General features: G+C 62.6%; 10 protein-coding genes. 4 read left to right on the top strand and 6 right to left on the bottom strand.

Annotated features, from left to right (window positions below):
* Positions 1 to 138 precede the first annotated feature (138 nt).
* The gene (locus tag JNB71_RS19610) at positions 139 to 4,926 is read left to right on the top strand and encodes an NAD-glutamate dehydrogenase (RefSeq protein ID WP_220373473.1); all 4,788 of its coding nucleotides are present in this window, start codon (positions 139 to 141) and stop codon (positions 4,924 to 4,926) included.
* Between the two features lie 43 nt (positions 4,927 to 4,969).
* Positions 4,970 to 6,361, top strand: a complete 1,392-nt coding sequence (locus JNB71_RS19605; protein ID WP_220373472.1) for an MFS transporter — start codon at positions 4,970 to 4,972, stop codon at positions 6,359 to 6,361.
* A gap of 16 nt (positions 6,362 to 6,377) precedes the next feature.
* Here JNB71_RS19605 and JNB71_RS19600 read toward each other — a convergent pair whose 3' ends face one another.
* From JNB71_RS19600 to htpX, 6 genes are all read right to left on the bottom strand, one after another.
* A complete protein-coding gene (locus JNB71_RS19600) occupies positions 6,378 to 6,791 on the bottom strand; it encodes a type II toxin-antitoxin system VapC family toxin (protein ID WP_220373471.1) in 414 nt (137 codons plus the stop codon).
* Positions 6,788 to 7,036: a type II toxin-antitoxin system VapB family antitoxin gene (locus JNB71_RS19595; RefSeq protein WP_220373470.1), complete on the bottom strand. Its 249-nt coding sequence runs from the start codon at positions 7,034 to 7,036 to the stop codon at positions 6,788 to 6,790. Before JNB71_RS19595 ends, JNB71_RS19600 begins: the two co-directional genes overlap by 4 nt.
* A 90-nt stretch (positions 7,037 to 7,126) precedes the next feature.
* On the bottom strand, positions 7,127 to 8,740 hold the full coding sequence (gene purH / locus JNB71_RS19590) for a bifunctional phosphoribosylaminoimidazolecarboxamide formyltransferase/IMP cyclohydrolase (protein WP_220373469.1): 1,614 nt from the start codon (positions 8,738 to 8,740) through the stop codon (positions 7,127 to 7,129).
* Between the two features lie 121 nt (positions 8,741 to 8,861).
* Entirely contained in the window at positions 8,862 to 10,547 is a 1,686-nt protein-coding gene (locus tag JNB71_RS19585; protein WP_220373468.1) for a heparinase II/III family protein, read from the bottom strand.
* Positions 10,548 to 10,766: 219 nt separating this feature from the next.
* Complete coding sequence (locus tag JNB71_RS19580) at positions 10,767 to 12,185, bottom strand: RsmB/NOP family class I SAM-dependent RNA methyltransferase (protein WP_220373467.1); 1,419 nt, start codon at positions 12,183 to 12,185, stop codon at positions 10,767 to 10,769.
* The gene (htpX, locus tag JNB71_RS19575) at positions 12,182 to 13,141 is read right to left on the bottom strand and encodes a zinc metalloprotease HtpX (protein ID WP_220373466.1); all 960 of its coding nucleotides are present in this window, start codon (positions 13,139 to 13,141) and stop codon (positions 12,182 to 12,184) included. The genes JNB71_RS19580 and htpX overlap by 4 nt, the downstream gene beginning before the upstream one ends.
* A 124-nt stretch (positions 13,142 to 13,265) precedes the next feature.
* Between htpX and JNB71_RS19570 the strand changes: the two genes are divergently transcribed.
* On the top strand, positions 13,266 to 13,466 hold the full coding sequence (locus tag JNB71_RS19570; RefSeq protein WP_220373465.1) for a DUF1674 domain-containing protein: 201 nt from the start codon (positions 13,266 to 13,268) through the stop codon (positions 13,464 to 13,466).
* A 49-nt stretch (positions 13,467 to 13,515) separates the two neighbouring features.
* Positions 13,516 to 13,983: a thermonuclease family protein gene (locus tag JNB71_RS19565; protein WP_220373464.1), complete on the top strand. Its 468-nt coding sequence runs from the start codon at positions 13,516 to 13,518 to the stop codon at positions 13,981 to 13,983.
* The last annotated feature ends 22 nt before the right edge of the window (positions 13,984 to 14,005 follow it).

Raw genomic sequence — 14,005 nt, 5'->3', positions numbered from 1 at the left:
CCGCGCATTCTCGCTGGAAATTTCGTGATTTCATTCCGAATTCGTTCGAAAATCACAAAAAATCGCCACAAAAACAGTCGCCAAGCATCATTCTTCTGTTAGGTTCGGCAAAAATAGTGGTTGCGGGGAGAAAAGACCATGGGCGCAAAATACAATCCGAAACGAGACCGGCACTTTGAAGTTGTATGCGAGGCCGGCAAGGCGCTCGGGCTGACCATGCTGTCGCCGGAGATCCTTTTCCGGCGGGCAAGCCATGACGATCTCGATCAATATACGCCGGAGATGCTGGCGCTTACGGCGGCGCATGCCCTCAAGGAAGTGCGCCGGAGCGAGAACCACCGTCCGATCATCAGCGTCGAATCCGTCGATGGCATCGCGCCCAACGGGACAGAGGTATCGATCCTGTCCGTCACCGACCGCAACATGCCGTTCCTTTACGATTCGATCATGGGCGAGGTCACCTCCACCCACCGCGACATTCACCTTGCTATCCATCCCATCCTGGTGCTCGAAGCTGGAAAGCCGGCCAAGCTTTTCGACCCGGAAGAAAAGAGCGAGCCGGCCTCACGGGTCAGCCATATCGAGATTCACCTTTCCAAGCTCAGCGATGCGGAAGCGGAAAACCTGAAGGAGCGGGTCGGCAACGTTCTCTCCCAGGTGCATCAGGCAGTCGGCGACTGGACGCAGATGACGGCGCTCCTCGACCAGGCGATGAGCGAACTCGAGAACCACGCCCCATCCCGCAAGAAAAACGACCGCGAAGAGGCGCTGGCCTTCCTGCGCTGGCTGCGTGACAACAACTTCACCTTCCTGGGGATGCGCGAATACACCTATTCGGGCAAGGGCGACAACGCCGTGGTCGAGCGCGGCAAGGGCCGGGGCCTGGGCATCCTTTCCAATCCGGATGTTCGCGTGCTGCGCCAGGGCAAGGACGCAGTGCTGACGACGCCGGAAATCCTCGCCTTCCTCAACGGCCCGGATTTCCTGATCGTCACCAAGGCGAATGTGAAATCGGTCGTCCACCGCCGCGCCTATATGGACTATATCGGTGTCAAGCGTTTCGACGAGGCGGGAAACGTGACCGGCGAATTGCGTATCGTCGGCCTCTTCACCTCCAGCGCCTATACGCGGCCGGCAGCAGACATTCCATTGTTGCGCTTCAAAGTGGAGAAGATCGTCGATCATTTCGGCTACGATCCACAGAGCCATTCCGGCAAGATGCTGGCCAATACCCTGGAATCCTACCCGCGCGACGACCTGTTCCAGATCGATGTGGGTCTTCTCGCCAGCTTCTGCGAACAGATCAACGAGCTCGGCGACCGGCCGCGAATCCGCGTTCTGCCGCGCATCGACCACTTCGATCGTTTCGTTTCCGTGATCGTCTACGTGCCGCGCGAGCAATATGATTCGGATGTCCGCGAAAAGATCGGCAACTACCTGAAAACCATCTATGACGGCCGCGTTTCCGCCTACTATCCGGCCTTTCCGGAAGGCGGCCTGGCGCGGGTGCACTTCATTATCGGCCGCTATGCCGGCAAGACCCCGCGCGTGCCGCAGGCGAAACTGGAAGAGGCCGTGCGGGAGATCGTCACGCGCTGGATCGACCGCTTCGACCTCCTGGCTCGCCACAAGGGCATCGAGATCAACGTCAACGAAGCCTATCAGGTGGCGTTCACGCCGGCCGAGGCCTATGCCGACCTCGACGATATCGCGGCCTGCCTGCCCACCGACCCCATCCGCATCGCCTTCTATCAGAAGCGCGGCAAGGCACCGGGAGCTCTCGAGCTGAAGATCTTCCACGCCGGCGAGCCGGTGTCGCTCTCCCATCGCGTTCCACTGCTTGAAAATCTCGGCTTCCGGGTGATCAGCGAACAGACGCATGATATTGCCGTGACCGACACGGCAAGCGGACAGCGCCTCGTCGTTCTGCACGATATGGAACTGGTGCATCGCGACGGGCTCGTGCTCAATCTCGACAGGTCGGGGCCGATGCTGGAGGAAGCCTATCTCGCCGCCTGGAATGGCCTGATCGAGGATGACAGCTTCAACCGGCTGATCCTGCTTGCCGGCCTGACGGCCCGCGAAGTGACCGTTCTGCGCGCCTATGCGCGCTATCTGCGCCAGACCGGCATCACCTATTCCCAAGGCTACATTGCCGAGACGCTGAACAAATATCCGGCGATCGCTGCCGATATCTTCAAGCTCTTTGTCACCCGCATGGACCCCGCGCTCGACAACAAGCCGCGGACGAAGCGCATGGCCCAGCTGCTCGCGGCAATCGAGCAGGCGCTGAACGCGGTGCCGAGCCTCGACGAGGACCAGATCCTGCGCCGTTACGTCAACGTCGTGCAGGGGACGCTGCGCACCAACTATTTCCAGCGCGACTCCAACGGCAATGCCAAGCCGATGCTCGCCTTCAAGCTCGACCCCAAGATCCTCGACGGCCTGCCCGAACCGCGCCCGTTCCGCGAAATCTTCGTCTACGGCACCGAGGTCGAAGGCGTTCACCTGCGTTTCGGCAAGGTGGCGCGCGGCGGCCTGCGCTGGTCGGACCGGTCGCAGGACTATCGCACCGAGGTGCTCGGCCTCGTCAAGGCACAGCAGGTCAAAAACGCCGTCATCGTGCCGGTCGGCGCCAAGGGCGGCTTCTATCCCAAGCAGCTGCCGGTGGGCGGCACGCGCGACGAAATCTTCAAGGCCGGCACCGAGGCTTACAAGACCTATATCCGGACGCTCTTGTCGATCACCGACAACATCGTCGGTCAGGAAGTGGTGCCGCCGGCCGATACGCTGCGGCACGACGATGACGATCCGTATTTCGTCGTTGCCGCCGACAAGGGCACCGCGACGTTCTCCGACACGGCCAACGGACTGGCTCAGGAAGCCGGCTTCTGGCTGGACGACGCCTTCGCCTCCGGCGGTTCTGCCGGCTACGACCACAAGAAGATGGGCATCACCGCGCGCGGCGCCTGGGAAACCGTCAAACGGCATTTCCGCGAAATGGACATCGACATCCAGACGACGCCCTTCACCGTCGCCGGCGTCGGCGATATGTCCGGCGACGTCTTCGGCAACGGCATGCTCTTGTCGGAAAAGATCAAGCTGATCGCCGCCTTCGACCACCGCGACATCTTCATCGATCCGGACCCGGATACCGATCGCTCCTTTGCCGAGCGCAAGCGCATGTTCAACCTGCCGCGCTCGAGCTGGCAGGACTACGACCGCGCGACGCTTTCGGCCGGCGGCATGATCATTCCACGCACCGAGAAATCCGTGACGCTGACGCCCCAGGCAATGGCGGCGATCGGCATTGACAAGCAACAGGCAACACCGTTCGAGATCATGACGGCGATCCTGAAGAGCCCCGTCGATCTGCTCTGGTTCGGCGGCATCGGCACCTATGTGCGCGGGCCGAACGAAACGGATGCGGAGGTCGGCGACCGTGCCAACGATCCGATCCGCATCACCGCCGACGAGGTCGGCGCCAGGGTGATCGGCGAGGGGGCCAATCTCGGCGTCACCCAGCGCGGCCGCATCGCCTTCGGCCTCAAGGGCGGCCGCTGCAACTCCGACGCGATCGACAACTCGGCCGGCGTCAACTCCTCCGACTTCGAGGTCAACATCAAGATCGCACTGGCTTCGGCCATGCGCGACGGGCGCCTGACGCGCGCCAAGCGCAACACGCTGCTCGCCTCGATGACCGACGAAGTCGCAGCGCTCGTCCTGCGCAACAACTACGAACAGTCGCTGTCGATTTCGCTGACCGAGATGCAAGGCGCCGGCAACCGGACGGCCCTTGCCCGGCTGATGACACGGCTGGAGGCCGACGGGCATCTGAACCGCAAGGTGGAGGTGCTGCCCAACGACCAGGCGCTGAGCGAGCGCTACCAGAGCGGCAAGGCGCTGACGCGCGCCGAGATCGGCGTGCTGTTGTCCTATGCCAAGATCGTGCTGTTCGACGAAATCGTCGCCAGCGACCTGCCGGATGATCCCTACCTGCGGACAACGCTGCGTGATTATTTCCCGGCCAGGATGCACAAGGCGCATGCCAGCGACATCAACGAACACCGGCTGCGTCGCGAGATCATCGCGACGGTGCTGGCCAACGACGTCATCAATCGTGGTGGACCTCCCTTCGTCAGCGCGCTGATCGACCAGACGGGCTTCATGCCGGCTGACGTGGTGAAGGCCGCGGTGCTGACACGCGACGGCTACGACCTGAAGCGCATCTACGGGGAGATCGACGCCCTCGACAATGTCATCAGCGGCGCTGTGCAGAACGAGCTCTACCAGGAGGTAGCGCGCATCTTTGCCATCGTCACTGAACGGACGCTCAGGACCAAGTCGATGCAAGCGCCGCTGGGCGAGGCGATCGAGCGGCTGCGGGAAGCGTTGCAGAAACTGAAATCCGCCCTGCAAAGCTCGATTCCCGAGGACGCAACGGCGGAAGTCCGGCAAAGGGCCGCCTATTTTATCGAGCGCGGCGTGCCGCCGGCGCTCGCCGAGGAGATCGCCGCTCTCGCCGTGATGACTTTCGTGCCGGAAATCATCCAGATCGCCGCCGATACCGGCGTGACGCTGGCGCGCACGGCGCAGAGCTATTTTGGCGTGACGCAGAACCTGCGGATCGCCCGGCTGCTGGCGGCCGCCGAGCGCGTTTCGGCAACCGAGCAATACGAGGCCATGGCGCTTTCGCGCAGCATCCACGACATCGCCACCGCGCGCAAGGACATCACCATCGCGGCGCTCACGGACAAGAAGGACGAGCGCAATCCGGTCGGTGCCTGGCGCGACAGCGACCGCAGCCGGATTTCCCGCATTACCGACCAACTGACCCAACTGACGGAGAAGGGCGAAACGACGCTCGCCAAGATCACCGTCGCTGCCGGTCTCCTGAGCGATCTTGCGCAGGACCGGGCGAGGTGACACTGTCCGCGCCGAACAGGCGGAGCAGACAGTGGAGAATCAAGTGAGCAGCATCACCGCAGAGGCCGGCGACGAGCCAAGAGTATCGCGCGCCGGCCTTTTCGGCTGGATGCTGTTCGACTGGGCGGCGCAGCCGTTCTTCACGGTGGTCATCACCTTCATCTTCGGCCCCTATTTCGTTTCCAGGCTCACGGACGATCCGGTGCATGGCCAGGCGATGTGGGGCTATACGATCACCATATCCGGCTTCATCATCGCGATATTGTCGCCGGTGCTGGGTTCGATTGCCGACGCGACCGGCACGCGCAAACCCTGGATCGCCTTCTTCGCGGTGATCAAGATCGCGTCGCTGGCGGCACTCTGGTTCGCCATGCCCGGATCACCGCTGCTCTATCCATTTATCTGCATCATCCTCGCCTCGGTCGCGGCGGAATTCTCGATCGTCTTCAACGATTCGATGATGCCGCGGCTCGTGAGCGAAAGCCAGATCGGGCGGATTTCCAACATCGCCTGGGGACTGGGCTATCTCGGCGGCATGATCGTGCTGATCGCCGTGGTCACGCTTCTGGCCGGAAGCCCTGAATCCGGCAAAACAATTCTGGGAATGGATCCGCTGTTCGGGCTTGATCCGGCGACCGGCGCCGATGCGCGCGTGACCGGGCCGATCTCGGCCCTCTGGTACCTGGTCTTCATCCTGCCGATGTTCCTGTTCACGCCCGACGCGCAGCGGGTATCGGTGCCGGCAGCCGTTGCCGTCCGCAGCGGCCTTGCCGAACTTGGGCGCACGATCGGCGAACTGCGGCAACGGTCGGGCATCCTCAAGTTTCTGGTGGCACGAATGATCTTCCAGGATGGCGTCAACGGGCTCCTGACACTCGGCGGCACGTTCGCCGCCGGCATGTTTGCCTGGCAGACGGTCGAACTTGGCGTCTATGGCATCATTCTCAACGTCGTGGCGATCGGCGGGTGCCTCTATGCCAGCCGTCTCGATGCCAGGCTCGGGTCGAAGGTGATCGTTACCGCGAGCCTCATCTGCCTGACGATTGCAACGCTCGGCATTGTCTCGACCGGCCCCGGTTATACGCTGTTCGGGCTGCTGCCTCTATCCACGACCGACGCCGGCGGCCTGTTCGGCACCGCGGCCGAGAAGGCCTATATCGTCTTCGGCCTGCTGGTCGGCATCGCCTTCGGGCCGGTGCAGGCCTCGTCGCGCTCCTATCTGGCCCGCAGCGTCAGCGCCGATGAGGCTGGACGCTATTTCGGCCTTTACGCTCTCTCCGGCCGAGCGACCTCGTTTCTCGCACCCGCCTCGGTCGCAACCATCACGCTTATAACGGGATCGGCCCGCATCGGCATGATGGCACTGGTAGCGTTTCTGGCGGTGGGACTGTTGATCCTCATCCGCACTCCTTATCCGGCGAACAGAGCGACGTGATCGGTAGAGACCGACGCTAAAAGTCGAAGGGTGAAACAAGATCCAATCCGGTAGTGCGGAAATCAGCGAGGTTTCGGGTCGCCAAGCGGCCACCGTTCACCCGTGCAATGGCGGCGATCATGCCGTCTGGAGCAGACATTCCCATGCCTTGTCGCGATGCCGTGCCCATGATGTCGCCATAGGCCAGTGCCGCCTCTTCGGTAAAACCGAATATCCGATCAGCGAAGCGACGCCGCCAATCGGTCAATCCCTGCTCAAGTCGCAAGGCGCGTTGATCAGGCATAATCTTTTGGATGCCGAATGCAATTTCTGCAATGGCAACCGTCGAAAGCGCAAGTTCCGCATCATACCGCACCAGCCAGGAGATCACTGCCTCCGAGGGCGACTTCCGCAATGTTTCGGAGATGACATTGGTATCGACGAAAATCAAAGTTCAGGACCCGTATGGACTTTCCGCCCTTCCCGGATAATCGCGTCGAGATCGATATCGGTGCCGCAATTTTCCGACAGTCGGTTATAGAAAGCCGATGCGGGTTCGCGCCCCACCTCGCGGATTTCATAGGCTTCAAGCGCGCGCTCGACGATATCGGCGATCGAGCGGTTCTCCCGGCGGGCAAGCCGATGAGCGAGATCGCGGGCTCTCGCACTGCGCACCGAAAGTTGTGGTTCAGCCATATCCGGAACTCCTTTCAGTCTCGAATATAGGCGGCGCGAGCCATGCCATCAAGATAGCTGATGCCATCTTGATGGCGAGAGTGGGCTGTCTTAGTGGCGGAAATGGCGCATGCCGGTGAAGACCATGGCGACGCCGGCTTCGTCGGCGGCGGCGATGACTTCCGGATCGCGCATCGAGCCCCCCGGCTGGATGACGGCGGTGGCGCCAGCGGCGATCATCGAGAGCAGGCCGTCGGCAAACGGCAGGAAGGCCTCCGAGGCAACTGCCGAGCCATGTGTCAAGGGCGCGGGCAGGCCGAGCGCCCTTGCCGCTTCCTCGGCTTTCAGCCCGGCGATGCGGGCCGAATCGACGCGACTCATCTGGCCGGCGCCGATGCCGACCGTCTGGCCGTCCTTGGCGTAGACCACGGCATTGGACTTCACGTGCTTCGCGACCTTGAAGGCGAACTTCATGTCTTCCAGTTCCCGCGCGGTCGGTGCGCGTTTGGTTACGACCTTCAGCTCGAGGTCTTCGACCATGCCGTTGTCGCGGGTCTGCACGAGCAAGCCGCCGGCGACGGTTTTCGCCGCAAGGCCCGGCGCCCGTGGATCGGGCAAGGCTCCTGTGACGAGCAGGCGCAGGTTCGGCTTGGCGGCGATGACGACCTTGGCAGCATCGCTGACCGAGGGAGCGATGATGACTTCGGTGAACAGCTTGACGATTTCTTCCGCCGTGACGCCGTCGAGTTCCTGATTGAGCGCGATGATGCCGCCGAAGGCCGAAGTGGAATCGCAGGCAAGCGCCCGCTCATAGGCTTCCAGCAGGGTCGCGCCCGTCGCGACGCCGCAGGGATTGGCGTGCTTGATGATGGCGCAGGCCGGCGCCTTTTCCGGCAGGAATTCGGCGACGAGTTCGAAGGCCGCGTCGGTGTCGTTGATATTGTTGTAGGAAAGCTGCTTGCCCTGCAAAAGGGTCGCGGTTGCGACGCCCGGGCGGTTTTCGCCGGTCAGGTAGAATCCGGCTTTCTGATGCGGATTCTCGCCGTAGCGCATCTCTTCCTTCAAGACGCCGCCAATGGTGCGGTGGAGCGGCATCGGCGTGTCGAGGACTTCGGCAAACCAGCCGGAAATGGCGGTGTCGTAGGCTGCGGTGCGGGCATAGGCCTTGGCGGCCATCTGCCGGCGGAAACCGAAGGAGGTGGCGGCACCGTTACCCAGTTCGGAGAGCAGCGCCCCGTAATCGGCGGCATCGGTGATGACGGTGACATAGGCATGGTTCTTGGCCGAGGCGCGGATCATCGCCGGGCCGCCGATGTCGATATTTTCGACCGTTGTCGGATAATCGCCGCCCTTGGCGCGGACTTCCTCGAACGGATAGAGATTAATGACGGCAAGATCGATGCCGGTGATGCCATGCGTCGTCATCGCCTGCACATGGTCCTCGTCGTCGCGGATCGCCAGAAGGCCGCCATGGACGCCCGGATGCAGGGTTTTGACCCGGCCGTCCATCACCTCCGGAAAACCGGTGAGGTCGGAGACGTCGGTGACCGGCAAGCCCGCTTCGGCCAGCGTCTTGTGCGTACCGCCGGTCGAGACCAGATGGATGCCCTTGCTGTGCAGCGAACGGGCAAGCTCGACGATGCCGGTCTTGTCGGACACGGAGAGCAAAGCGGTGCGGATCGTCACCTGATCGGGGGCGGGAATTTTCTTGGAGGCGACAGCCATCATCAAGCTCCTTTTGCGGGCCGGATATCGGAAGGTCTTCCGGCGAATGTTCGCCTGCCGTTAGCACAGCTTTCCCGATGAAGGAACCGTTTGATTCGCCGGGGTACCGCTGGCCGGCCTGTCACGCCTCGCGCGACAAAATCCACTGGATTTCCGGCACGGAGGCGACGGCGAAGGTTATGGTGATCTGCGACGTCTTGCGCATGCCGGAAGGGTCGGCGAAGAAAATGTCTTCTTCGATCGCCACCTCGCTGTCGCGGCAGGTGAACAGCCAGGTTTCACCATCGGGAGCCGCAAGATAAACCTCGTGCGGGCTGTGCTGGCGCAGATTGATCGCCGGATGGATATGAAAACGGGCAACGGCAATCGCCGAATGGCTGTCCACCGGATCCGTGCCGTCCGGCTGGAACAGCCGGTCGCGGCCGCGCACCGCACTTCCCTGGCCGTTCACGCTGATATCGCGCTCATGTATCAAGCCGCAGGACTGGGCATAGCCATCATGGCTAGCGATCACCGCATCCGGCTGGCCCTCCTCCTCCTGCCGGCGAAGGGCCACCCTGGAGACACCGCCGGTGACGATGGGGCCGAGGAACTGCGAATCCGACAGTCGCGAGGACGAGCGGTCGTTGATGGTGACGGTCGAATGCGCCGCCGTCAGTCGCGCCAACTGGCGGAATCGTTCGCCGGCAAACTTTGGCGAGCCCGAGTTGATGATGAAGCGATGCTTGCCCGATGACATTTCGAACGACAGGCAGCCGGCATGGGCGGTGCGCGACAGTTCCGGCGAAAGCGGCAATCCGGTATCGATGATGACAACGACATTGTTGGCGGTCAGGCGCTGATAGTTGATATGCGGCAGGGCCTTGAACGGCGCGCCGGCCGTCTCGTCATAGCGCAGGACAGCCATCAGCTCGTTGGCGAGCGTCGAGGTGGCGCCATTGAACAAGGCGAGCTCCCCACCCTGATGGCGGAAGAACCGCAGAGCCGGATACATCCGGTCGATGCAGGGAATGAGCTTGGCGGGAACATCATGGCCGAGATTGACATAGGTCTGGCGCAGCGGCAGCAGGTCGAGCAGCAGCTCGAGCCCGGTGCGCGGGTTGCGCGAGCTGTGGCCGCCATCCGGCAGAATCTGTCGATCAAGCTCAAGATCGAGATTGCGGGCCGCCTTGCGGATGGCCGATTCCGACGCCGGCATGGCGACGGAGGCCATCGCAAGGGCGATGCGCACCCGCAGCCGCGCTTCGCCGTCGCAGGTGGTGTCGGCGACGTGGCGCAGATACCGCACCTGAAAGGCAAGATTTTTCAGGAACCGGCGATAGAAGCCATGCTCGGCATTGCGCAGGATGATCGGCGAATGCGACAGCCAGGCGATCAGCCGCTGGGCAATGATTTCCGGCTCCCAGGCGATGCCATCGATAAAGCGGCCCTGCGTGGCGATCCAGTCGTTGACGACATGGCGCAACCGGACAAAAGCCTCCTCTTCCTTCACCGCACGCATGTGGCGAACCCAGCCGAAGGAATGCAGCCGGACGGCAAATTCGCGCGAAGGCAGGTCGATTTCGAAGGGCGATTCGCCTTCCGTGTCGAGCACCCGGCCCGCCAGGGGAAACCGGCCCTGCAGGATTTCTTCGGCGACGAAGGGATCGACGGCCCGCAGATCGGTCGGCGCGACGATCAGGCGATCGGGAGTACTGCCCGCGAAGCGAAACGCCGTATTGCGTCCCAAGGCAAGGCGGCGCGAGAAGCGGCGCCAGCCCTCACGCAGATACAGATAGAGAAGCCTTTGCCGGTCCGAAATGCGCATCGCTGAGCCCGTGTGCCTCCCCCTCCCGGACCGGGCTTCAAACCGCATCAACTAATCGGAATGATTGCTGTCCGCACCAGATACGACCAGGACCATGATCGTGAAAAAGCCATTAAACTTTTATGGATCGTGGCGGTATTGTTAGGCAAAGCCGCCGAACCCGTCAATTGACCGGCGCAATCTGCCTGTTGACGAAGTCTGTGGGCACAATGTCGCGCATCATGCCGTGCGGCGTAAAATGACGGCATAAAAGCCATCCAGTCCACCGGAAAAGCCGTCCTGCGGCGGGATCATTGCCGGCGTCGTGCGAAATTCGCCGAGCGGTGTGACCGCATCTTCCAAGCCCGGCCAATCGGCCGGATCGATTGCGACCCGCTCGCAACGACCCTCGCCAAGCACGCGTTCGGTCACCTCTTCGCCCTCGCGCTTGTCGAGCGAGCAGTTGGAGAAGACGACGAGACCGCCCGGCTTGACCAGCGTCAGCGCGTGGCGCAGCAGCCTTTCCTGCAACAGCGCCAGTTTCTCGATATCTTCGGGACCCTTGGTCCACAAAACATCCGGATGGCGGCGGATCGTCCCGGTCGAGGAGCAGGGCGCGTCGAGCAGCGCCGCATCGAACAGTTCCTCCGCGCGGAAATCCGCCATGTTGGTTTCCTGCGTCGTCGCCTGGAGCCCGAGCCGGGCAAGATTGCCCTCAAGGCGCTTCAGGCGGCTCGCCGACTGGTCGAGGGCGGTGACTTTCGCCCCGGCCAGAACCAGTTGCGCGGTTTTTCCACCCGGCGCCGCGCAAAGATCGACCACCCGTTTGCCGCCTAGCGCGCCAAAAAGCTTCGCCGGAAGGGATGCGGCGGCATCCTGCACCCACCATTCGCCATCCTCAAAGCCCGCAAGGGCCGGCACCGCGCCGGAAAACCCGGCAAGACGCACCGAACCGGTCGGCAGGACACGCCCATTCAGACGCTGCGCCCATCCTTGCGCATCCGACTTGACGGTTACGTCGATGGCCGCAGGGGTGAGCAGTGCATCGGCGATACGGGCGGCTTCCGCAGCCCCGTAATAGCCGACCAGCCTTTTATAGAACCATGCCGGAATTGCCGGGATCGTTTCGCCGACCGTTGCGAGCAACTGCTTTTTTTCGCGGGAAAGGCGACGCAAAACCGCGTTAACCAAACTGGCGAAGCGCTTGTTGCGCGGGTCGGTCTGCGCCTGTTCGACGGCCAGATCGACGGCGGAATGATCCGGGATATCGAGATAGAGGATTTGCGCGGCCGCGACGACCAGAACATGATGCAGCGCCCGCGCGCCCTCCGGCAACGGCGTCTGCAGCAGCGAGCCGATCATCGCCTCGATGCGGGGCAGCTGGCGCAGGGCCGAATTCAGGATCGCCCGCACCAGCGCGCGATCCGCCTCGTTGAGCTCGCGATAGACCGGGTTGCCGTTGGCGGCATCGAGCATGCCATCCAGCGAGGTCTTGCGATCGACAACGGCCGCAAGCATCTTTGCCGCCGCCTGCCGGGCCTTGAGACCGGGCTTGTCGCTGCGCACAAAGGCCGGATTTTCCTGACCTCTCCGAGCAAGGTCCGGCTTGCGGCTATTTCGTTTCGGAAGCGAAGCGGTTTTGTTTTCGTCTGACGTCAAGACCAGGGACCTTTCGGTGGTTCGGAACCACCGCGACCCCAGCCCGTCGGCGGCACGGAGCGCGATTTGCGCATCGGATTATCAGCCCTGACCGGCGGCGTCGAGACCGCCGACATTTCACCGGCCATCCTTTGCAACGCGGCGATACGGTTTTCCGTCGCCGGATGGGTGGAAAACAGGTTGTCCATGCGCTCGCCGGACAAAGGATTGATAATGAACATATGGGCGGTTGCCGGATTGCGCTCGGCCTCCTCGTTCGGCACCTGATGGGCGAAATTGGCAATCTTGGCGAGCGCGGAAGCGAGCGACAGCGGCTGCCCGCAGATCTCGGCGCCGCGCCGGTCGGCGGAATATTCGCGCGTCCGACTGATGGCCATCTGCACGATCATCGCCGCAAGCGGCGCGACGACCATCGCGACCAGAACGCCGATGAAGCCCAGCGGGTTGTTGTTTTCACGGTTGCCGCCGAAGAAGAAGGCGAAATTGCCGAGCATCGAAATCGCACCGGCCAATGTCGCCGTCAGCGTCATGGTCAGCGTATCGCGGTTTTGGATGTGCGCGAGCTCATGCGCCATGACGCCGGCCACCTCGTCATAGGTCAGCGCATGGAGCAGTCCCGTGGACGCGGCAACCGCGGCGTTTTCCGGGTTGCGGCCGGTGGCGAAGGCATTCGGCTGCGGATTGTCGATGACATAGACCTTCGGCATCGGCAGCCCGGCGTTTCTCGCCAGGTCGCGCACGATGCCGTAATATTCCGGTGCCGAGCGCTCATCGACCTCCTGCGCGCGGTACATGCTCAGCACCATGCGGTCCGAATTCCAGTAGGAGAAGAAGTTCATGCCGGCGGCGATCACGAGCGCAATCATCATGCCGCCCTTGCCGCCGATCAGGAAGCCGACCGCCATGAACAACGCGGTCATGAACGCCAGAAGCATCGCGGTGCGCATAAGGTTCATCGATCCATCTCCCAAGGTCAGCAACGTTTCACGTGAATCATTGGTTCCGTTTGCACGCGAGGTTCCTATATGATGGTGACATCGACCGCATTCTTCAACATTCTCGCGGAAATTAGGACCTGGCATGCAGAACGACAACGGCAATTCACCTGAAGAACCCCGCAAGCCGCTCACGCCTGCGGCGCAACGCGCCCTGGCCGAGGCGGAGGAACGCCGCAAGCAGCAGCAGCCGCTCGAGCTGCCGGAGGAACTGGGCGGTCGCGGCGGGGCGGAGCCGGCCCGTTTCGGCGACTGGGAAATCAACGGCCGGGCGATCGATTTCTAAGGAAATAATTCCTGTTGCCAGGCCGTGGTTGCCGGTATATTTTCCTATTATGATGTCTCGCAACCGCTCCGGCCTTCTCGCCCCTCTCTTCCTGCCTTTCCTGGGCTTGTACGCCCATGCCTTCGAATCCGGCAAACGAATCGAAATCGCCGGTCCGGTCAGCGCAGAGATCATTCGCGTCATCGACGGGGATACGATCCTGGTCGCGGCCCGGCCGTGGCCGCAGCAGACGATGGAAGTCTATGTGCGGTTGCGCGGCATCGACGCGCCGGAGCTGAAATCGGCCTGTGCTGCAGTCCGCGATGCCGGCAGGCAGGCACGCGCTGCCTTGAGCGACCTCACCCGGGATCAGCACGACATCCAGCTGATGCGCATTGCCGGCGACAAATATTTCGGCCGGGTGGTCGCCGACATCAGTTTTTCCGACGGCCGGAATCCGGCTCAGGAGATGCTTGTGGCCGGTTATGTTGCGCCTTATGGCGGTGGCCGCAAGACGGAGAACTGTTCTACCTTCTGAAGGCCGGTTGAGCCATCCCCGA

The organism is Rhizobium herbae, assembly GCF_019511375.1.
Taxonomy (GTDB): Bacteria; Pseudomonadota; Alphaproteobacteria; order Rhizobiales; family Rhizobiaceae; genus Pararhizobium; species Pararhizobium herbae_A.
Note: the sequence above shows the minus strand (reverse complement) of the source record. Positions and strands in the feature narration are given on the sequence as shown.